General features: G+C 39.9%; 22 protein-coding genes. All 22 read left to right on the plus strand.

Features of this window, described 5'->3' with window-relative positions:
* Positions 1–111: 111 nt before the first annotated feature.
* The 22 genes from T479_RS04700 to ylqF all read left to right on the plus strand — a co-directional run bounded on the left by T479_RS04700 (position 112) and on the right by ylqF (position 22,119).
* The gene (locus T479_RS04700) at positions 112–474 is read left to right on the plus strand and encodes an Asp23/Gls24 family envelope stress response protein (RefSeq protein WP_024362072.1); all 363 of its coding nucleotides are present in this window, start codon (positions 112–114) and stop codon (positions 472–474) included.
* Between the two features lie 18 nt (positions 475–492).
* Positions 493–2,148 (plus strand): fatty acid kinase ATP-binding subunit FakA, encoded by a 1,656-nt coding sequence (locus tag T479_RS04705; protein ID WP_025218782.1) that lies wholly within the window; start codon positions 493–495, stop codon positions 2,146–2,148.
* A 348-nt stretch (positions 2,149–2,496) separates the two neighbouring features.
* The gene (sdaAB, locus tag T479_RS04710) at positions 2,497–3,159 is read left to right on the plus strand and encodes an L-serine ammonia-lyase, iron-sulfur-dependent subunit beta (RefSeq protein WP_024362070.1); all 663 of its coding nucleotides are present in this window, start codon (positions 2,497–2,499) and stop codon (positions 3,157–3,159) included.
* 14 nt (positions 3,160–3,173) lie between these two features.
* Complete coding sequence (sdaAA, locus tag T479_RS04715; RefSeq protein WP_024362069.1) at positions 3,174–4,094, plus strand: L-serine ammonia-lyase, iron-sulfur-dependent, subunit alpha; 921 nt, start codon at positions 3,174–3,176, stop codon at positions 4,092–4,094.
* A 291-nt stretch (positions 4,095–4,385) separates the two neighbouring features.
* On the plus strand, positions 4,386–6,431 hold the full coding sequence (recG, locus tag T479_RS04720) for an ATP-dependent DNA helicase RecG (RefSeq protein ID WP_025218783.1): 2,046 nt from the start codon (positions 4,386–4,388) through the stop codon (positions 6,429–6,431).
* Positions 6,432–6,558: 127 nt separating this feature from the next.
* The gene (gene fapR / locus T479_RS04725) at positions 6,559–7,137 is read left to right on the plus strand and encodes a transcription factor FapR (RefSeq protein WP_024362067.1); all 579 of its coding nucleotides are present in this window, start codon (positions 6,559–6,561) and stop codon (positions 7,135–7,137) included.
* Positions 7,134–8,126 carry a phosphate acyltransferase PlsX gene (gene plsX, locus T479_RS04730; RefSeq protein WP_024362066.1) on the plus strand — a complete coding sequence of 331 codons (993 nt, stop codon included), beginning with the start codon at positions 7,134–7,136 and terminating at the stop codon, positions 8,124–8,126. Before fapR ends, plsX begins: the two co-directional genes overlap by 4 nt.
* Positions 8,127–8,145: 19 nt before the next feature.
* Entirely contained in the window at positions 8,146–9,099 is a 954-nt protein-coding gene (gene fabD / locus T479_RS04735; RefSeq protein WP_025218784.1) for an ACP S-malonyltransferase, read from the plus strand.
* On the plus strand, positions 9,092–9,838 hold the full coding sequence (gene fabG / locus T479_RS04740; protein ID WP_024362064.1) for a 3-oxoacyl-[acyl-carrier-protein] reductase: 747 nt from the start codon (positions 9,092–9,094) through the stop codon (positions 9,836–9,838). The genes fabD and fabG overlap by 8 nt, the downstream gene beginning before the upstream one ends.
* 60 nt (positions 9,839–9,898) lie before the next feature.
* Positions 9,899–10,135: an acyl carrier protein gene (gene acpP / locus T479_RS04745; RefSeq protein ID WP_024362063.1), complete on the plus strand. Its 237-nt coding sequence runs from the start codon at positions 9,899–9,901 to the stop codon at positions 10,133–10,135.
* 273 nt (positions 10,136–10,408) lie between these two features.
* Positions 10,409–11,173 carry a ribonuclease III gene (gene rnc, locus T479_RS04750; RefSeq protein WP_024362062.1) on the plus strand — a complete coding sequence of 255 codons (765 nt, stop codon included), beginning with the start codon at positions 10,409–10,411 and terminating at the stop codon, positions 11,171–11,173.
* Between the two features lie 3 nt (positions 11,174–11,176).
* A complete protein-coding gene (gene smc, locus T479_RS04755) occupies positions 11,177–14,758 on the plus strand; it encodes a chromosome segregation protein SMC (protein ID WP_025218785.1) in 3,582 nt (1,193 codons plus the stop codon).
* Positions 14,755–15,999 carry a signal recognition particle-docking protein FtsY gene (gene ftsY / locus T479_RS04760; protein ID WP_025218786.1) on the plus strand — a complete coding sequence of 415 codons (1,245 nt, stop codon included), beginning with the start codon at positions 14,755–14,757 and terminating at the stop codon, positions 15,997–15,999. The genes smc and ftsY overlap by 4 nt, the downstream gene beginning before the upstream one ends.
* A gap of 190 nt (positions 16,000–16,189) precedes the next feature.
* Complete coding sequence (locus T479_RS04765) at positions 16,190–16,525, plus strand: putative DNA-binding protein (protein ID WP_024362059.1); 336 nt, start codon at positions 16,190–16,192, stop codon at positions 16,523–16,525.
* A 12-nt stretch (positions 16,526–16,537) separates the two neighbouring features.
* Positions 16,538–17,896, plus strand: coding sequence for a signal recognition particle protein (gene ffh / locus T479_RS04770; protein WP_024362058.1), 1,359 nt, complete (start codon positions 16,538–16,540; stop codon positions 17,894–17,896).
* Between the two features lie 94 nt (positions 17,897–17,990).
* Entirely contained in the window at positions 17,991–18,263 is a 273-nt protein-coding gene (gene rpsP, locus T479_RS04775; protein WP_024362057.1) for a 30S ribosomal protein S16, read from the plus strand.
* A 15-nt stretch (positions 18,264–18,278) separates the two neighbouring features.
* Positions 18,279–18,512: a KH domain-containing protein gene (locus T479_RS04780; RefSeq protein ID WP_004269410.1), complete on the plus strand. Its 234-nt coding sequence runs from the start codon at positions 18,279–18,281 to the stop codon at positions 18,510–18,512.
* Between the two features lie 222 nt (positions 18,513–18,734).
* Entirely contained in the window at positions 18,735–19,250 is a 516-nt protein-coding gene (gene rimM / locus T479_RS04785; RefSeq protein ID WP_024362056.1) for a ribosome maturation factor RimM, read from the plus strand.
* Positions 19,250–19,978: a tRNA (guanosine(37)-N1)-methyltransferase TrmD gene (trmD, locus tag T479_RS04790; RefSeq protein ID WP_024362055.1), complete on the plus strand. Its 729-nt coding sequence runs from the start codon at positions 19,250–19,252 to the stop codon at positions 19,976–19,978. Before rimM ends, trmD begins: the two co-directional genes overlap by 1 nt.
* A 126-nt stretch (positions 19,979–20,104) precedes the next feature.
* Positions 20,105–20,449: a 50S ribosomal protein L19 gene (gene rplS / locus T479_RS04795; protein ID WP_024362054.1), complete on the plus strand. Its 345-nt coding sequence runs from the start codon at positions 20,105–20,107 to the stop codon at positions 20,447–20,449.
* A 106-nt stretch (positions 20,450–20,555) separates the two neighbouring features.
* A complete protein-coding gene (lepB, locus tag T479_RS04800) occupies positions 20,556–21,122 on the plus strand; it encodes a signal peptidase I (RefSeq protein ID WP_024362053.1) in 567 nt (188 codons plus the stop codon).
* Between the two features lie 121 nt (positions 21,123–21,243).
* Positions 21,244–22,119, plus strand: a complete 876-nt coding sequence (ylqF, locus tag T479_RS04805; RefSeq protein WP_024362052.1) for a ribosome biogenesis GTPase YlqF — start codon at positions 21,244–21,246, stop codon at positions 22,117–22,119.
* The last annotated feature ends 251 nt before the right edge of the window (positions 22,120–22,370 follow it).

The following is a 22,370-nucleotide window of genomic DNA, read 5'->3' on the forward strand; positions in this document are numbered from 1 at the left end:
GGAACGCTAAAAACGTTGACACAAAGCGCTTTCAAGGCAACTTAGGTTGCTTAATGTATACCCGAAGTGGTACAATATAATTTAGTCAAAAAGAGCCAAGGGGGCATTTCTATGTCAATTGAATTAAATAATGAATTCGGCCAAATTGATATTTCAACAGATGTACTTGCACAAATTGCTGGTGGCGCTGCTATAGAATGCTACGGTATTGTTGGCATGGCATCTAAACATCAAATTCGTGATGGTCTAACTGATATTTTACGTAAAGAGAACTTTGCAAAAGGTGTTGTAATTCGACAACAAGAAGAAGATTTACATATTGATATGTATATTATTGTTAGTTACGGGACTAAAATTTCGGAAGTTGCTTATCAAGTACAGTCGAAAGTGAAATATACAGTGGATAAAACATTAGGTATGAGCGTTAAATCTGTCAATATCTTTGTGCAGGGCGTTCGTGTAGCGAATGAGTAAGAGGAGGAACAAATTCGAATGCAGTCTTTAGACGGATTAAAATTTGCTGAAATGGTGCAAATGGGTGCTCATCACCTATTCCAAAATGCAAATTATGTAGATTCTTTAAATGTATTCCCAGTACCAGATGGGGATACAGGGACAAACATGAACTTATCGATGACATCTGGTGCTAAGGAAACCGAACTTCAAGCGTCAGAACATATTGGGAAAACGGCACAAGCGTTATCAAAAGGATTGCTTATGGGTGCACGTGGGAATTCAGGTGTAATCTTATCGCAACTATTCCGAGGTTTCGGTAAATTTGTAGAAAAAGAAGCAACAATTAATGCAAAAGCATTTGCTGGTGCTTTCCAAGCTGGTGTCGATACAGCTTATAAAGCAGTAATGAAACCAGTTGAGGGAACAATCTTAACTGTTGCACGAGAAGCGGCTAAAAAAGGTGTAGAAGTTGCTGAAAGTGAAAACGATATCATTGCTGTTATGGAAGCATTTACTGCGGAAGCAAAGGCTTCACTAGAGCGCACACCAGACCTGTTACCGGTGTTAAAAGAAGTAGGCGTCGTGGATAGTGGTGGTCAAGGATTACTATTTGTCTACGAAGGTTTTTTAGCCTCTTTAAAAGGCGAGCCACTACCAAAGAAAAATGATGCAACATTAGATGATTTAATTAATGCCGAACATCATAGAGCCCAAGACTTTATGAATACTGCAGATATTGAATTTGGCTATTGTACGGAAATTATGGTTCGTTTTGAAGAGGATAAAGAGCCATTCAGTGAGGAACAATTCCGTAATGAATTAAACCCATTAGGTGACTCGTTGCTTGTTATTTCAGATGAAGAAATTGCGAAAGTGCATATTCATTCTGAGCAACCGGGCGCTGTTTTAGCGATGGGGCAAAAATATGGTAGTCTTATTAAAATCAAAGTTGATAATATGCGTGAGCAACATTCCGCTATCGTTGGCGAGGATCACAAAGCATCTGCACCAGCTCCAGCGAAAAAAGCTGAAAAGCATCCTTATGCGATTGTTACGATTGCAATGGGAGAAGGTGTGGCTGAATTACTACGTTCGATTGGTGCTTCTTATGTGATTGAGGGCGGACAAACGATGAACCCTTCAACTGAAGATATTGTGAAAGCTGTACAGGAAATTGGTGCTGAAAAAGTACTTATTTTACCAAACAACAAAAATATAGTAATGGCAGCAGAGCAAGCTGTAGAGTTATTGGGTATTGAAGCTGCAGTTGTGGCAACAAAAACAATTCCTCAAGGGATGGCAGCCATTCTTTCATTTAATCCAGAAGCGACAGTTGAAACAAACCAAAAAGCGATGACAGAAGCATTTGCTCATGTAAAAACAGGGCAAGTCACTTATGCAGTGCGTAATACGTCGATTGATGGCATAGAAATTCATAAAGACGATTTTATGGCGCTTGCTGAAGGGAAAATTGTGCTCTCTACACCAGCGTTAAAAGACGCTGCTGAGAAAGTTATTACAGATTTAGTAGATGCAAATACGGAAATCGTAACAATTATTTATGGCGAAGATACGTCTGAAGAAAAAGCCTCTGAATTAATCCAATTTATCGAAGAAAACTATCCAGATGTCGAAGTGGAGTTATTTAATGGTAAACAAGGATTATATCCATATATTATTTCGGTAGAATAATATTAGGTTGCAGAGTGAACGAGTAGACGAAGCAGTGCACAAGTTGTGTACTGCTTTTGTTTATGGTAAAAGGAATGCCAGCGTTGAATACAAGAAGAAATAAGCAAAATAGATTGTTTTGTGTATTTCTTCAAAGGACAGTTAACTTGTAAATGCTGGAATATCAGCTCTTGAGAGTGCTTGTATTTGTAGGGAGTACAATAAAGAAATAATATAAATGATTAAGAAATTATAGTCGTTTTAATTTTCTGAAAGTTGATAAAGTAGTGCTTTACTTTTATAGTAACTATCAAGCATGATATAAGTAAAAGTAAAATTATTATATGAATAGAATAGAGGGGTGCTTGTATGAAATTTACATCGGTTTTTGATATTATTGGACCTGTTATGATTGGTCCATCTTCTTCTCATACAGCAGGTGCAGCGCGTATTGGCCGTGTTGCAAGAGATTTATTTGGCAGACAGCCGAAATGGGTGAAAATCCACCTATATGGTTCGTTTGCAGAAACATACAGAGGGCATGGGACAGATGTAGCAATAATTGGTGGTTTATTAGATTTTGATACATTTGATGAGCGAATTAAAACGGCTTTTGAGCATGCAGAAAAAGCTGGGATGCAATATGAATTTATTCCTGAAACAGCTAATACAGAGCATCCGAATACAGCGAGATTGGTATTTGGTGACGATGATGGCGAAATGTCAATTGTCGGTATTTCAATTGGCGGGGGAAAAATTGAAGTAAGCGAGGTCAATGGCTTCAAGCTTCGCTTAACAGGTGGCATGCCTGCTATTCTTGTTGTACATGATGACCGCGCGGGCTGTATTGCCAATGTGGCAAATTGCTTAGCAATGCATAATGTCAATATTGGCCATATGGAAGTTTCACGTATCGAACGTGGCTTAACGGCTTTAATGGTGATTGAGATCGATCAAAATATTGAGGACAAAGTACTTCAACAAATTTCATTAATACCACATATTACAAAAGTATCGAAAATTAATAACTAAGGGGGTGTCCCAAAATGGATGTATTATTTCATAATGTCCGTGAGCTTGTAGAACGAGCAGAGCGTGAAGAAAAGCAAATTTCTGAGCTAATGATTGAACAAGAAATACTAATAAGTGGTCGAACACGCGAAGAAATTATGCAACAAATGGATCAAAACTTAACAGTGATGGAAGAAGCGGTTGAACGAGGCTTACAAGGAGTAAAGTCTGTTACAGGTTTAACTGGTGGTGATGCTGTCCTGCTTCAAAATTATATTGCACAAGGCAAATCGCTTTCTGGAGATTTATTATTGGATGCGGTCAGTAAAGCAGTTGCTACGAATGAAGTAAATGCTGCCATGGGCACAATTTGTGCAACACCTACAGCCGGTTCTGCGGGAGTAGTGCCAGGCACTTTATTTGCAGTAAAAAATAAGCTAAACCCAACGCGTGAGCAAATGATTCGCTATTTATTTACTTCAGGCGCCTTTGGTTTTGTGGTAGCAAACAATGCTTCTATCTCGGGTGCTGCAGGTGGCTGTCAGGCTGAAGTTGGTTCGGCAGCGGGTATGGCGGCGGCGGCAATAGTGGAAATGGCAGGAGGGACACCTCAACAATGTGCAGAAGCATTTGCTATTACGCTGAAAAATATGCTAGGTCTCGTTTGTGATCCAGTAGCGGGTTTAGTCGAAGTGCCTTGTGTTAAACGTAATGCAATGGGGGCAGCGAATTCGCTTGTAGCAGCAGATATGGCTTTAGCAGGTGTTACGAGTCGTATCCCATGTGATGAAGTCATTGGAGCGATGTATCGCATCGGTCAGTCAATGAGCCCGAACTTGAAAGAAACAGCGCGTGGTGGACTAGCGGCGACACCAACAGGCAAAGCAATTAGCAATGCGATTCTTAATAATGGTGATTTACAAAGCATACTAAAAGCAAGAATCACAATAGAGTAGATTGTAAAAGCGTTAGATTGACTGCAATCAATCTAACGCTTTTTTGTTATGTCGTTGTAATCCGCTACAGCGGGGACCTGAAGGTTTCGTGCCGATAGAAGTGATTTTCGTTGCGATAGCGCACGAATAAGTGCAATTTGAAAGTTACTGTGTCGACACGAAAGAAAAGATTTATGATACAGTTAAAATGAGAACGGATGTATCTACGAATAACAATAAAACAATTGACATAGAAGGGAGGTAGGTTCTTGAGATTTGTGACACAACAAATCTCAAGAGCTGTTGTGACAGGTGACTGAATTAAGCAGTCCTGTCTCCGAATTAAAAGGAGTCGGGAAAGAAACCGCAGCACACTTAGAAACATTAGGTATCGAGACGGTAAACGATATTTTATGGACCTTTCCACATCGGCATGAGGATTTCCGTTTAAAGGATTTAGCGCAAACACCACATAATGAGCGAGTTACCGTTGAATGTAAAGTAGAACGTGAGCCGACTGTGTTGTTTTTAGGACGCAACAAATCTCGCTTGCAAGTAACCGTGCTTGCGGGGCGCCATTTAGTAAAAGTCGTATTTTTCAATCAAAACTATTTAAAGCAAAAGCTTATACCAGGTACTATTGTGACAGTGACGGGCAAATGGGATAGAGGTAGACAAGTTATTAATGGCACCACTGTCACTTTTGGACCGAAAATCGACCAAGTAGACTTTGAACCTGTCTATAGCTTGAGAGGTTTAATTCCACAAAAACGGTTTCGTAAATATATGCGACAGGTGTTAGATGACTTTGGTGCGGTATTACCAGATGCGATTCCACAGCATTTGCAGGATGCCTATAAATTAGTGTCAATACGCGATGGGTTGGAAGGTATTCATTTTCCACAAAATGCTGAGCATGCGAAACAAGCTAGAAGACGCTTTGCTTATGAAGAGTTATTAAACTTTCAGCTCCGTATTCAAGCATTACGTAAAATACGTAAGGATACTGAACACGGTACGATTATACAGTTCGACTTGCAAAAACTACGGGCATTTATTGCTTCATTGCCGTACGAGTTAACAGGTGCTCAAAAGCGTGTTGTTAATGAAATATGTAAAGATTTAAAAGCACCGTATCGCATGAATCGTTTGCTACAAGGCGATGTTGGGTCGGGAAAAACAGTTGTGGCAGCTATTTGCTTATATGCTGCTGTGACAGCTGGATTTCAAGGGGCGCTAATGGCACCGACGGAAATATTAGCAGAGCAACATGCTGAAAACTTAGTTGCTTGGTTTGAGCCATTTGGTGTACGTGTCGCGTTATTATCAGGCTCAACGAAAACGAAGGAGCGCCGTCTACTATTAGCTGCACTGGCTGATGGAGAAATTGATATTGTTATAGGCACCCACGCTCTGATCCAACCTGATGTTCTCTTCAAGAGACTGGGCTTTGTTATAACGGACGAACAGCATCGCTTTGGTGTGGAGCAACGTAGAATTTTACGTGATAAAGGAGAAAACCCTGATGTGCTCTTTATGACGGCTACGCCTATCCCACGAACACTGGCGATTACAGCGTTTGGTGAAATGGACGTCTCGTTAATTGATGAAATGCCGGCAGGGCGTAAAGAAATTGAAACCCATTGGATGAATAAAGAACAATTGGGTTCCGTATTAGCTAAACTAGAGTTAGAGCTGACAGCAGGTAGACAAGCATATGCCATTTGTCCTTTGATTGAAGAGTCGGATAAACTGGATGTTCAAAATGCCGTAGAGATATATGAGCAACTCGCATCGTATTTTACTGGACGCTTTAAAGTTGGGTTAATGCATGGTCGCTTACCAGCAGATGAAAAAGATGCGATAATGCGAGGCTTTAGTGAGGGCGATATTCACGTCTTAGTATCTACGACTGTTGTTGAGGTCGGTGTAAATGTGCCCAATGCAACGTTTATGGTAGTCTACGATGCGGAACGTTTTGGCTTAGCGCAGCTACATCAGCTCCGCGGTCGTGTAGGACGTGGTGAGCATCAATCCTACTGTATATTAATTGCTGATCCAAAATCGGATGAGGGTAAAGAGCGAATGCAGTCTATGACCGAAACAAATGATGGTTTCCGACTAGCTGAAAAAGATTTAGAGCTTCGTGGACCAGGAGACTTTTTCGGCCGTAAGCAAAGCGGCTTGCCTGATTTTAAAGTAGCCGATTTAGTACATGATTATAGAACCCTGGAGACGGCACGAAAAGATGCAACAGAAATGATTGATACAGATGCATTTTGGCATGATGAGATGTATCGATATTTGCGTGAAATGCTACAACAGTCTGGCGTCCTTCAAGGCGAACGATTTGATTAATGTAGCGTTGTGTAATAAGGAATGTGAGAGCTTGTTTTTGAAAACAAGTCTTGCATTCTTTTTTTATACTCTATATACTGATATTAGTACCAAGTGCTAATAACAACTCAAAAGGTGGCGAATGACGTTGAGACGAACGAAAAAAGAGCGACAGCGATTATTATCTGAAACGATTGCGGAAAATCCATTCGTCACAGATGAACAACTCGCGTCGGAATTTCAGGTAAGTGTTCAAACCATTCGATTGGATCGTATGGAATTAGCAATTCCCGAATTGCGTGAACGAATTAAAGATGTGGCTTCGAAAACTTATGAAAATGAAGTGAAATCGTTACCGATTGACGAAGTAATCGGTGAAATTATTGATATAGAATTAGACAATCGTGCATTATCAATTTTTGACGTAAAAGATGAGCACGTTTTTCAGCGCAATGGCATTGCTCGTGGACATCATTTATTTGCACAAGCAAACTCATTAGCTGTAGCGGTAATTGATGATGAGCTTGCATTAACAGTGCACTCCAATATTACATTTGTGAAACCTGTAAAAGCCGGAAATCGTGTTATTACTAAGGCGGTCGTTGTTGGAAGAGATGATGAACGCCATCGTACAAAAGTAGAAATTGTATCTACTGTAAATGGTGAAACAGTTTTGGTTGGTGAATTCGATATGTACCGCACGAAAGGTAAAGGTGAACAAGAATGAAATTAGCACTTGATGGAATGGGTGGCGACAATGCACCAAAGTCAGTAGTGGAAGGTGCATTATTAGCATTAGAACAAATTCCAAATTTGGAAATTCAGTTATATGGACAGCAAGAAAAGCTTGACCCTTATTTGAAAATGCATGACCGCTTAACGGTTATTCATTGTGAAGAAGTGGTCGAGGGCACAGATGACCCTGCACGTGCTGTACGACGTAAAAAAGATTCATCGATGGCACGCATGATGGATGCAGTGGAAGAAGGGAAGGCAGATGCCTGTCTTTCGGCGGGAAATACAGGTGCATTAATGGCAGGTGGTTTGTTTAAGGTAGGGCGTATTGAAGGTATTGCTCGACCTGCATTAGCTACGACATTACCGACACTTGATGGCAAAGGATTTTTAATGCTCGATTTAGGAGCGAATGCAGATGCCCGACCAGAACATTTACTGCAATATGCGATTATGGGTGATATATACGCCAAAAAGGTAGGCGGTTTACAAAAGCCACGTATTGGTCTTTTAAATATCGGAACTGAAGATAAAAAAGGCAATGATTTAACGAAAGCCGCTTTTGCCTTATTAAAAGAAGCGGACTTGAATTTTATCGGCAACGTTGAGGCGCGTGATTTACTTGATGGGGTAGCAGACGTCGTTGTGACAGATGGATTTACAGGCAATATGGTGCTGAAGTCAATAGAAGGAACAGCGGGTGCGTTGTTTACAATGCTAAAAGAGGCATTTATGTCTTCTACCAAAACGAAAATTTCAGCAATGTTAATGAAAAATAATTTACGTGACTTAAAAAATAAAATGGACTATACAGAGTATGGCGGTGCAGGTTTGTTTGGTTTACAAGCACCTGTAATTAAAGCGCATGGATCATCCAATGCGAAAGCAATCTATAGTGCAATCCGTCAAGCCAATACGATGGTAGAGCATACAGTGATATCAACTATTACCGATACAGTACGTCACTTAGAAATTGATTAACAAAGGGGATTAGTAAGAAATGACGAAAATTGCATTTATTTTTCCAGGCCAAGGCTCACAGACGGTTGGCATGGGTCAAGAATTTATAAGCAATTCGCAAGAAAGTAAGGCCTTCTACGAAAGTGCTAACAAGACACTTGGTTTTGACTTATCTAAATTAATGTTAGAAGGACCTGCTGAAGAGTTAACGCTAACATACCATGCGCAACCAGCATTATTAACGACAGGTGTTATGGTTGCTGAAAAATTGCGTGCTGCAGGCATTACGCCACATTATGCTGCGGGTCACTCTCTTGGAGAATACGGTGCATTAGTCATCGCAGGTGTGCTTTCGTTTGAGGATGCTGTAGCTGTTGTTCATAAACGTGGTTTATACATGAACGAAGCTGTACCAGCAGGGCAAGGTGCAATGGCAGCTATTCTTGGAATGGAGCTTGAGGCGTTACATGCAGTAACTGCTAAAGTTACAGCTGAAGGTGATGTAGTTCAAGTTGCAAACGTCAACTGTCCAGGACAAATAGTTATTTCTGGTACTAAGGAAGGCGTTGATAAGGCCTCTGTAGCTGCAAAAGAAGCGGGTGCAAAACGTGCAATTCCGTTAGTAGTAAGTGGACCTTTCCATTCAGAATTAATGCGACCATCTTCAGAACAATTACAAGCTACGCTAGCCGAAATTACTTTATCGGAACCACAAATTCCGGTAATTAGCAACGTGAAGGCGAAAGAATTACAAGATGTACCAGCTATTCAACAGGAATTAGTTGAACAAGTGTATAGCGCTGTACAATGGGAAGCATCCGTTCGCGAAATGATTGCGCAAGGCGTGGATGTATTTATTGAGTGTGGTCCTGGTAAAGTGTTAAGTGGTTTAGTTAAGAAAATAGATCGTTCAGTGGCAACATATTGTGTATATGATGAAGCGTCATTAGAAGCGGTAATAGAAGCGTCGAAGGAGTGGACAATCAATGCGTAAATTAGAAGGTAAAGTTGCGGTTGTAACAGGTGCTTCACGAGGAATTGGACGTGCAATTGCATTAAAGCTTGCGGATGAAGGTGCGAAGGTTGTTGTTAACTATAGCGGCTCACAGGCAAAAGCAGAGGAAGTAGTTGCGACAATTCAAGCAAATGGTGGAGAGGCGATTGCCGTTCAAGCAAGTGTCTCCAAAACAGAGGAAGTTACTGCATTAATGGATGCGGCAGTCAAAACATTTGGCGCGCTTGATATTTTAGTAAATAATGCAGGAATTACTCGCGATAATTTATTGATGCGCATGAAAGAAGAAGAATGGGACGATGTACTCGATACAAACTTAAAAGGTGTATTCCTTTGTACAAAAGCAGTCACTCGTCAAATGATGAAGCAGCGTGCAGGGCGCATCATTAATATTTCTTCTATCGTTGGTGTTGCTGGTAATGCAGGGCAAGCTAATTATGTAGCGGCAAAAGCAGGCGTCATTGGCTTAACAAAAACGACGGCAAAAGAACTTGCGTCACGTAATATTTTAGTAAATGCCATTGCTCCAGGTTTTATTGAAACTGAAATGACAGAACAGCTTCCAGAAGATTTAAAACAAGGCATGCTGACACAAATTCCTCTCGCTAAACTTGGGCAACCTGAGGATATTGCGAAAGCAGTTGCGTTTTTAGCTTCTGAAGATGCAAACTATATGACAGGCCAAACGCTACATATTGACGGCGGCATGGTGATGTAATAATATGCTATAGCATAATTTTTAATTTTTTGTATAATCATTTGAGGGGAGGTGAACGTTTTGACTACAGTATTAGAGCGCGTAACAAAAGTAATCGTAGACCGTTTAGGTGTTGAGGAAAGTGAAGTTACACTAGAAGCTTCTTTCCGTGATGATTTAGGTGCAGACTCATTAGACGTTGTTGAGCTTGTAATGGAGCTTGAAGACGAATTCGATATGGAAATTTCTGATGAAGATGCTGAAAAAATTTCAACAGTTGGTTCTGCTATTTCATACATCGAAGGTAAAATTAACTAATTTTCTGGTAGATGACACAGATTTTGATAATACAAAATCTGATACCATTGTAGACTTACATCAAAGCATAATGGCAAAAGCGTATATGCTTTGATGTATTTTAAAGGTACGAAATGGTTCGTTTTTCGAACGATGGACGTACCTTTTTTATTTTTGTTAAAAAAATACGAAAAAACTTCCAAAACATTGTATTTATGCCGAAATACTTTTGCATAAATGCCTTGAAAAAGGTACACTAAGACGGTAGAAACTATTAGGAAGGCAGATTGTTCAATGGCTATGAGAAGAAAAGGAACTATGCAGAAATCAGGCGTACTTCCTGAAAAAGTACGCAATCAATTCGAGCTATTACAGCATGAATTAAACATCACATTTATTAATAAAAATTTATTGTATCAAGCATTCACGCATTCATCTTATGTGAATGAGCATCGCCGTAAATTGTTTACGGATAATGAGCGTCTCGAATTTTTAGGCGACGCTGTACTTGAACTGTCTGTTTCTAAATACCTTTTTGAGAAATACCCGCATATGAGTGAGGGCGAATTAACAAAATTGCGAGCTTCAATCGTTTGTGAACCATCCCTTGTTATTTTTGCAAATGAATTAGGATTTGGTCGCTTTGTATTGCTTGGAAAAGGTGAAGAATTAACAGGTGGACGGGAACGCCCAGCGCTACTTGCAGATGTTTTTGAATCATTTGTAGGTGCTCTTTATTTAGATCAGGATTTGCAAACGGTCGTGACATTTTTAGAACGAATCGTGTTCCCAAAGGTAGAAGTCGGTGCTTTTTCGCATGTGATGGATTTTAAAAGCCAACTACAAGAAATGGTACAGCAAACAAATAACGGTTTACTTCATTATGAAATTATTGATGAAAAGGGCCCAGCGCATAACCGTACCTTTGTATCAAGCGTGTTATTAAATGGACAAGAGCTTGGTATTGGTCGAGGAAAATCAAAAAAAGAAGCCGAGCAACAAGCAGCACAATGTGCGATGCGCGCAATGCGTGAGCATACTGCTAAAGAGGAGGCTTAATAGATGTTCCTAAAACGACTCGAAGTGATTGGCTTTAAATCTTTTGCGGAGCGCATTGGTATTGACTTTGTACCAGGTGTTACAGCTGTTGTTGGACCTAATGGCAGTGGGAAAAGTAATGTAACTGATGCTATTCGTTGGGTACTCGGGGAGCAATCGGCAAAGTCGTTACGTGGGGCAAAGATGGAAGATGTTATTTTTGCTGGGAGTGACTCTCGAAAGCCACTAAACTTTGCAGAGGTAACATTAATTTTAGATAATACTGATGAGCAACTTGCTTTTTCGTATACAGAGGTCAGCGTAACAAGACGCGTATACCGTTCAGGTGATAGTGAATATTTATTAAATAACCAGCAGTGTCGCCTGAAGGATATTACGGACTTGTTTATGGATTCGGGACTTGGGAAAGAGGCTTTTTCAATTATTTCACAAGGCCGTGTCGATGAAATTTTAAATAGCCGCCCGGACGATCGCCGCTCAATATTTGAAGAGGCGGCTGGTGTTTTAAAATATAAGCTACGAAAGAAAAAAGCAGAGCATAAACTTGTAGAAACAGATGAAAACCTTTACCGTGTTTTAGATATTTTACATGAGTTGGATAGCCGTTTGGAGCCTTTGCAAATACAAGCTTCTAGCGCAAGAGACTATGTACAAATGTCCACGGAACTAAAGGATTTTGATATTGCGATCCTTGTGCACGATTTAAAAAATTGTGCACAATCTTTGCATGCATTGAAAGAAGAGTATGCGCAGCTATCTGAAACAGAGCAAAAACAAGCAAAGGATATTCAAGCGCTAGAAACCCAAACGACGGATATTCGGAAACATTTAAAAGAGTTGGATGTTTTATTGGATGCTGCACAATCTGAGCTTGTAGATGCAACGATGGAAATGGAACGTTGGGATGGTCGTAAAGCTTTAATGGCTGAAAAACGCCAAAATGCAACGAATCAATTACAGCAGTTGAATACATCATTACTTGAAGCGCAAAATGAAGTAGAGGTATTAGTTGCGCAAGAACTTGAGAAAAAACAATTGTTTGTAGAAAAACAACAAGAAGTTTTAACGCTAAAGCAAATCATTAAGCAATTAGAGCAATCCTTAAACCGTTCAGTTACAGAAATTGAACAGGAAATGGAAGAGCATAAAAACCGCTATATCGATTCATTAAACGAAGAAGCAACAGTCAAAAATGAATTAAAAAATATCGAACAACAATTATCACAACAAAAAGCAATGGCAGCTCGTATGACAGACCAAACGGATGAGATTGGTCAAGAATTGATTGAAGTTGTGGCGGAGAAAGAAACACTTGTTGGCCTACATACAACAACAACGACTGCATTGCAACAGAAGCTCGAACAATATGAAGCATTGCAAATGCAGTTTAAAAAAGTGAATCTTTCTTTTAATGATAAGCAAGAAATGCTGTATAAGGCGTATCAGCACCAACAACAATTAAAAGCTAGAAAAGATACATTAGCAGAGCTAGAAGCTGATTTCTCTGGCTTCTTCCATGGTGTTAAGGAAGTATTACTGGCGCGTGATAAAGGTGAATTATTTGGTATTGAAGGCGCAGTGGCGGAATTGATTCAGGTCAATGGCAAATATTCGCAAGCGATTGAAACGGCCTTAGGTGCCGCCTCCCAACATATTGTGACGACGAACGAACAGAACGCCCAACAAGCTATCCGTTGGTTAAAGCAAAAAAGAGCGGGGCGTGCGACATTCTTACCAAAAACGGTTATGAAATCACGCAAAATTAATCCGTCAGCCATTCAGCTTGCTACGGAGCATCCGGCGTTCGTACAAATGGCAGATGCCCTTGTCACGTTCGATGAGGACAATCGTTCCATTGTTGAAAATTTGCTTGGCAATGTCATCGTTGCAGCGCATTTAGAAGGGGCAAGTCAAATTGCGCGATTATGTGGTTTCCGTTACCGTGTCGTAACGCTCGAAGGGGATATTGTCAATGCTGGAGGTTCTTTAACGGGTGGTGCAGCGAAACAACAATCTTCCCTATTTACAAGAAAAGCCGAGCTCGATGGCCTGATTGCTAAGCTAGAAGCATTAGAAACGTCGATTTATAGTGCAGAGCAGGCTGTAGCAACGGAAAAAGAGACATTGGCCACATTACGTGACAAAGTAGAACAATTAAAACTAGAAGGCGAACAACTGCGGAAAGAAGAAATGCAACAGGCAAGTCGCCTTCGAGAATTAGAGGTTGTAGAAAAAAGTCTATCCGCCCGAGTGTCCTTTGCTTCAAATGAAACGCAAGATGTAAAAACACGTGAGGAAGCGCTGCTTGCTCAAAAGGAAGTAGCTACTGCACGTTTAGCAGCGCTAGCTGAAGAATTAGTAGCGATAAACGAGACGGTAGAACAATTAGGTAAAATTAAACTACAAAGTGAAACAGAAAAAGATGTTCTGCGCGAACAAACGGCAGAAAAACGTTCAGAGTTAGCGGTAATGCAGGAGCAAATGTCGCAAGTACAAATTGCGACCGCTGAACTTGCCCTACAATTAAACAAAGCTCGCCAAAAAGTCGACAATATTTCTCAGGAAATAATCTGGCTTCAATCTGATGAATCGACAAAATTATTGAGTGATGAAGAAGTGGAAGAGCAGGTCGCAACTTGGAAAGCTAGAAGAGAAACGTTACAAGTGACAATTACCCAGAAAAAGGGAGAAAAAGCGGCGCAACAACAGGAATTAACAACGTTAGAAGAGCAGCTAAAGGAATTGCAACGTATACATAAAGGCTTCATTGAAGCAATACGTGCGAATGAATTAAAGCGCAATCGCGTAGAATTTGAGATGAGTAATTTTAAAAATCAGCTCGAAGAAAACTATCAACTAACGTTTGAAGAGGCACTGGAAGTCGCTTTAACTATTGAAGACGAAGAGCATATGCGACGTCGCGTCAAGTTATTGAAAAAATCTATTGAAGAATTAGGTCCTGTAAACTTAAGTGCGATTGAAGAATTTGAGCGTGTCCAAGAACGACATTCTTTTTTAACAGAGCAACGTGAGGATTTACTCGAAGCGCAGGATACTTTACACGAAGCCATTAAAGAAATGGATGAAGAAATGACAATACGCTTTAGTGAAACATTTTTTGCCATTCGAGAGCAGTTCAAACGGGTATTCCGTGAATTGTTTGGGGGCGGTCAGGCAGATTTAGTATTACTTGATCCTGACAATATGCTTGATACGGGCATTGAAATTGTTGCGCAACCGCCAGGGAAAAAGTTGCAAAATTTAAGTTTACTTTCTGGTGGTGAACGTGCACTTACCGCGATTGCTTTACTATTCTCCATTTTAAATATTAGACCTGTGCCGTTCTGTATACTCGACGAAGTAGAAGCGGCATTGGATGAGGCAAATGTTGTTCGATACAGCGAATACTTGAAAAAGTTTAGTCGCAATACCCAATTCATTGTTATTACACACCGTAAAGGTACAATGGAGGGAGCTGACGTACTGTATGGTATTACGATGCAGGAATCAGGTGTATCAAAACTTGTATCAGTAAAATTAGAAGATGAACCCGTACTTGCGGAGCAAAGGAGCGAACAAGCATGAGTTTTTTTAAACGTTTAAAAGATAAGCTAATTGGAAATCCAACAGAAGAAAAAGTAGAAAATTTAGTCGAAGAGTCATCTACCGAATTAAAGCTTGAAGATACGGTAGAGCCAGTTCAACAGGAATCAAGTCATGAAGAGCTGCAAGACAAAGTAGAAGAATCAGCAAGTGAGGACTTCATTGATTCACAAGCTTCGAATGTTGTGGAGGAAGAAAAACAGGAAGAAGTGCAGGAAATTGCGATTGTAGAGGAACCTGTAAAAGAAAAAAAACCTTCAGCTTGGTCTATTACACAAAAATTTAAAGCGGGTCTTGAAAAAACCCGTAATTCCTTTACTTCTAAGGTCAATGATTTAGTGGCACGCTACCGTAAAGTAGACGAGGACTTTTTTGAAGAACTAGAAGATCTATTATTACAAGCAGACGTTGGCTTTGAAACAGTAATGGAATTAATGGATAAATTACGCTTTGAGGTACAGCGCAAAAATATTAAAGATACAAATGGTATCCAAACGATTATTTCTGAAAAACTTGTGGAAATTTACGAGCAAGGGGAAGAAGACTTAATCGAACTAAATATGCAACCTAATGGTGAGTTAACGGTTATTTTATTCGTAGGTGTAAACGGTGTTGGGAAAACAACAACAATTGGTAAGTTAGCACATCGTCTAAAATCGGAAGGGAAAACAGTTGTCTTAGCTGCAGGAGATACGTTCCGTGCAGGGGCAATTGACCAATTACAAGTTTGGGGAGACCGTGTTGGTTGCGAGGTTATTAAGCAATCAGAAGGTTCGGATCCAGCAGCGGTTATGTATGATGCAATACGTGCTGCGAAAAATCGTAAAGCAGATGTCTTAATTTGTGATACTGCGGGCCGTTTACAAAACAAAGTGAACTTAATGAATGAACTTGAAAAAGTACATCGAGTTATTTCACGGGAAATACCGAATGCTCCTCACGAGGTGTTACTAGCACTAGATGCAACGACTGGTCAAAATGCACTTGTGCAGGCACAAACATTTAAAGAAGTAACAAATGTAACGGGAATTGTTTTAACGAAACTCGATGGTACCGCAAAAGGTGGTATTGTGCTTGCCATTCGAAATAAATTACACATTCCTGTGAAATTTGTAGGTCTTGGCGAGAAAATGGATGATTTACAACCATTTGATGCAGAACGCTATGTATACGGCTTATTTGCTGAAGGCTTAGATAAGGAACTACAAAATAGCGAAGAGTAAAAGATTGTAGTTGAAAGCATGGTCGCTCGACTGTTAAAAGGTGAAACACATTGTTTAAAAGAGAAATACTAGCTAATGGTGAAATAACGTTATTCAGCTAATAGAATGCTTTTAGACAAGGAGATTACCTTGACACAGACGGGCGCTTTTCGTTATGATACAAATGACTAACAACGGGGGGAGAAACTCGATGCTACTTGAAAAAACAACACGCATGAACTTTCTCTTCGACTTTTATCAAGCATTACTAACAGATAAGCAAAGAAGTTATATGGAACTGTATTATTTAGATGATCACTCACTTGGAGAAATCGCTGAATCATATGGAGTTTCACGTCAAGCTGTTTATGATAATATTCGTCGAACTGAAGCGATGCTTGAAGAATATGAAGAAAAACTATGTTTACTGGAAAAATTTCAACAACGTACGCAAATGCTTGCGCGCCTTACAGCTGGAATTACAGAAAAAAGTATGCCGGTTGAGGAGCAGTTGGCGCTTATTGAACAGTTGAAAGAATGGGATTAGGAGGCGAAAGCAGTGGCTTTTGAAGGATTAGCGGAACGACTCCAAGGAACGATCCAAAAGATTAAAGGTAAGGGTAAAGTATCGGAACAAGACGTTAAAGAAATGATGCGTGAAGTCCGATTTGCTTTAATCGAGGCGGATGTTAACTTAAAAGTAGTCAAGGAATTCGTTAAAAAAGTAAGTGAACGCGCTGTTGGTGTAGATGTTATGCAAAGCTTAACACCGGGTCAACAAGTTATTAAAATCGTTCAAGACGAGTTAACGGAGCTGATGGGCGGCGAACAAAGCCCGATTAAATTTAATACAAAGCCACCAACTGTCATTATGATGGTCGGTTTGCAAGGTGCGGGTAAAACAACAACAACTGGGAAATTAGCAAATATTTTACGTAAAAAATATAACCGTAAACCATTACTAGTTGCTGCGGACGTTTATCGCCCTGCTGCGGTTCAGCAATTACAAACATTAGGAAAGCAATTATCTTTACCTGTTTTTGCTTTAGGCACAGATGTATCACCAGTTGAAATCGCTCGTCAGGCAATTGAACTGGCGAAAGAAGAACATCATGATGTTGTCATTATCGATACAGCAGGTCGCTTGCATATTGATGAAGATTTAATGCAAGAATTAAAGGATATCCGTGCGTTAAAAGAGCCTGATGAAGTTTTCCTTGTGGTAGATGCCATGACGGGGCAAGATGCTGTAAACGTTGCGGAAAGTTTTAATGAGGCTGTCGGCATTACAGGGGTTGTTTTAACAAAACTGGATGGCGATACACGCGGTGGTGCAGCATTATCCATTCGTTCGGTGACACAGAAACCAATTAAATTTGTCGGTATGGGCGAAAAACTGGATGCGCTTGAACCGTTCCATCCGGAGCGTATGGCATCTCGTATTTTAGGCATGGGTGACGTGTTATCACTAATTGAAAAGGCGCAGGCAAACGTCGATGAAGCAAAGGCGAAAGAACTGGAAGAAAAGTTCAAAACGCAAAGCTTTACACTCGATGATTTTGTTGAGCAATTACAACAAGTGAAAAAAATGGGCCCGCTCGACGAAATATTAAAAATGCTACCAGGTGCAGGTAAAATTAAAGGCTTAGACAATGTCAAAGTAGATGATAAGCAAATGGGCCGTGTAGAAGCCATTATTTACTCTATGACAACTGCTGAAAAGACAAATCCCGAAATCATTAATGGTAGCCGTAAAAAGCGCATTGCCAAAGGTTCAGGTACGTCTATTCAAGAGGTCAACCGTTTGTTAAAACAATTTGACGAAATGAAAAAAATGATGAAGCAAATGACAGGTATGGCGACAGGTAAGGGCAAGAAAAAGATGAAATTACCTGGCTTTGATTCATTGTTTAAATAATATTTTATAGGTGTTAAGAAAAAACACTTTACAAACAACATAAACATTGATAATATACTATCTTGTGTGAAACTTATTCGGAGGTGCTATTAAAATGGCAGTTAAAATTCGCTTAAAACGTATGGGAGCTAAAAAATCTCCTTTCTATCGTATCGTAGTTGCAGACGCTCGTTCACCACGTGACGGTCGTTCAATCGAAACAGTTGGTACTTACAACCCACTAACTCAACCAGCTACTGTAAACATTGATGAAGAGAAAGCTCTTAAATGGTTAGCTGACGGTGCAAAACCATCAGATACAGTGCGTAACTTGTTCTCAGAACAAGGTATCATGGAAAAATTCCATAACCAAAAATTCAGTAAATAATCGGGGGAGACGTCTTTGAAGCAGCTGATTGAAGCAATCGTTTTACCGTTAGTCGATTATCCAGAAGAAGTCCGTATTGAGACGGACGAAAATGCAAATCGAATTGTTTATAAACTTTTTGTTCATCCAGAGGATCGAGGGAAAGTCATAGGCAAACAAGGGCGAGTAGCGAAAGCGATTCGTACAATTGTTTATTCAGCGGCAGGTAGTCACCATCAAAAAAAGACTTACGTCGATATATTGGATTGATAAAAAGATTTTCACGCTCGTTTACGCGCAATAAGGTAACAATGTAGCAATTATGCAACCTGTCGCCATTTTGCACTGAACAATTTTAACGACTATGTTGTTGCTAGAATTCGTAGGAGCTGTAAATGTGTAGCGTAAAATCTGGATAGAAGAGGGGGGAGCTTGCTGGTTCCTTCCTTTTTTTATATAGTACGGATATATAACGGTATAGAGGTGAAATGAATGGAATGGTTTAATGTAGGTCGTATTGTGAACACGCACGGAATTCGTGGTGAAGTGCGTATCTTATCGACGACAGATTTTGAAGAAGAACGCTTTGCGGTCGGGAATAAGCTTGCAGCGTTTAAAAAAGACGATAAAAAGCCAACGTGGGTAACAATTCAATCCGTACGCCGTCATAAAAACTTTATTTTGTTAACATTTGAAGGTATGGATAATATCAACTTTGTCGAGCCGTTCAAAGAAGGAATGCTCAAAATCACGAAAGATCAAATGACCGATGATTTATTACAAGAAAATGAATTTTTCTTCCATGAAATTATAGGCTGTACGGTTGTATCTGAAGAAGGTGCAACAATTGGTGAAGTCAAAGATATTCTGCAAACAGGTGCCAATGATGTGTGGGTAGTGAAGGGTGCTAAAAAAGAGCATTACATTCCATATATTGAAGACATCGTCAAAAATATTGATGTGGAAGAAAAGAAAATTGTTATTCATGTGATGGAAGGCTTACTATGATGCATATTCACGTATTAAGTCTATTTCCTGATATGTTTTCGGGTGTATTTGGTGCATCGATACTAAAAAAAGCTCAAGAAAAAGGGGCTGTAAAGCTAGAAGTATCAGATATTCGTGCGTTTTCTGGCAACAAGCATAATCAGGTAGACGATTATCCGTATGGTGGCGGTGCAGGGATGGTGTTAAAGCCAGAGCCGATGTTTAGTGCTGTAGAGGCTATTACAGCGGGTAAAAAGCCACGTATTATCTTAATGTGTCCACAGGGTGAACGTTTCACCCAAAAAAAAGCGGAAGAGCTAGCGCAAGAAAGTGAATTAGTGTTCTTATGTGGTCACTACGAAGGCTACGATGAACGCATTCGTCAGCACCTCGTTACCGATGAAATATCGATTGGTGATTTTGTGTTAACAGGTGGTGAGTTAGGTGCGATGACGGTTATCGATAGTGTCGTACGCCTTTTACCTGGCGTGTTGGGACAAGCAGATTCCCATATCCAAGATTCTTTTTCAACGGGTCTGTTAGAACATCCACATTATACGCGACCTGCTGAATTCCGAGGCATGCAAGTACCAGAAGTATTATTATCAGGCAATCATGCGAAAATCGAACAATGGCGCGAAGAACAATCGTTAAAAAGAACATTCGAGCGTCGACCTGATTTACTCGAGCATTATCCATTAACAGACAAGCAAAAATTGTATTTGGAAAAACTTAAAAAACAACAATAAAGATGCTTGCTTGCATGCCATATATGTGATAACATCTAATCTGTGCTTCTATGTGAAGTGCTGAATTACGGTGTTCCGCTGTGGCATACATTGCGTGCAAGAGCATCTGTCTAAGGAGAGAAAACAATGTCAAACATTATTACAGAAATTACTAAAGCTCAGCTTCGTACTGATCTACCAGCTTTCCGTCCTGGTGATACTGTTAAGGTACACGTGAAAGTAGTAGAGGGTACTCGTGAACGTATCCAAGTATACGAAGGTGTAGTTATCAAACGTCGTGGTGGCGGTATTAGCGAAACTTTCACAGTTCGTAAAATTTCTTACGGTGTAGGTGTTGAACGTACATTCCCTGTACACACACCAAAAATCGCTAACTTAGAAGTTGTACGTCGTGGTAAAGTACGTCGTGCTAAACTTTACTACCTACGTAACCTACGTGGTAAAGCTGCTCGTATTAAAGAAATTCGATAATTATGACTTAAAAGTGAGGGGCTTGTATTGCAAGCTCCTTTTCTTTTTGCTTGTCATCTTAAATAATAATCATCTAAAATGAAGATAGACAAGGGGGCAATTCATAATGGAAAAACAAGTGAAAGAAAAGAATGAATTATGGGAATGGACAAAGGCTCTTTTAATTGCATTTGCGATTGCAGCAGTTATTCGTTATTTTTTATTTACACCAATTGCAGTTGACGGTGAGTCCATGATGCCAACCCTTGAAGATGGCGACCGAATGATTGTCAACAAAATTGGTTATAAAATTGGAGAGCCTAAGCGCTTTGATATCGTGGTGTTCCATGCACCAGAGCAAAAAAACTACATTAAACGTGTAATTGGCTTACCTGGTGAAACATTGGAATATAAAGACGATCAGTTATACATTAACGGAGAACCGATAGATGAGCCTTATTTAGATGCATACAAAGCTGAAATTACTGAAGGTACATTAACGGAAGATTTTACGTTAAATGACATTGATGCATCACTGCATGATGTAATTCCAGAAGGCTATGTGTTTGTGATGGGCGATAATCGTCGATATAGTAAAGATAGCCGTCACATAGGTATTGTCGATCAAAAAGAAATTATAGGTAATACAAGCCTTATTTTCTGGCCGTATAGTGATATTAAAATTGTGAAGTAATGTTTGAAAGGGGGCTAATACTCCCTTTCTTGACGTCTAAGAGCATACGTTTTCTTATTCGATTTTAAGGCATTCGCACTGAATTGGGCGAATGCGCTTTTCTTATTTAGGAGGTATAGAAATGACTATACAATGGTTTCCAGGGCATATGGCGAAGGCACGCCGTGAAGTAACAGAAAAATTAAAGCTAGTAGATATTATATTTGAATTAATCGATGCACGCTTACCATTATCTTCGAGAAATCCGATGATTGATGAGGTCATTAACCAAAAGCCGCGTCTACTTATTTTAAATAAATCAGATATGGCGGATGAGCACGAAACACGCAAATGGGTAGAATATTTTGCACAGCATGGCCATAAAGCAGTGGCAATCAATTCGCTTGAAGGAAAAGGACTACAACTTGTGACCAAGGCAGCACAAGAAATATTAAAAGAAAAATTTGACCGCATGAAGTCAAGAGGGATGAAGCCGAGAGCCATTAGAGCAATGATTGTTGGAATTCCAAACGTGGGAAAATCCACACTTATTAATCGCTTAGCAAAGAAAAATATTGCGAAAACAGGCAATATGCCTGGTGTGACAAAGGCGCAACAATGGATAAAAGTCGGCAAGGAACTAGAATTACTAGATACACCAGGAATTTTATGGCCTAAGTTTGAAGACCAAGAAGTAGGCTATAAGCTGGCTTTAACAGGTGCTATTAAAGATACCATTACTAACATGGAAGATTTGGCGGTATATGGGTTACGATTTTTATCGACACATTATCCAACACGTATGGAAGAACGCTATGGTTTTCAGTTTATGCATGACGACTTAGTGGAAACGTTTGACCATATCGGCAAGCTTCGTCGTGTTTTTGGAGCAGGTGGAGAAATCGACTACGATCAAGTAGCCCAGCTAATCGTACGAGATATTCGTGGATTACTATTAGGAAAGCTAACATTTGACTTTGTTGATGAACAGCTTGAAAAAGAAGCGATACAGCAATAATATGTGAAAAAGTGATAGGGACAAACCTTTAAAAGAGACAAAATTGCTTGTAACTTCCACTAACCGAGAGCACTAGTTGGTAAATCCTACAGAGGTGCACATAGTGAAAGAGGTATCAGGTGAAAAGCAAACACCGTAACAAACATTTACAGCAATGCAAAAAAGTGTTAGATTGATTGCCGTCAATCTAACACTTTTTCCTTTTGTCCTAGCCTTTTTCTTTTAGGAATAGTAGATATTGCCGATAAATG

Source organism: Lysinibacillus sphaericus (assembly GCF_000600105.1).
Taxonomy (GTDB): domain Bacteria; phylum Bacillota; class Bacilli; order Bacillales_A; family Planococcaceae; genus Lysinibacillus; species Lysinibacillus sphaericus.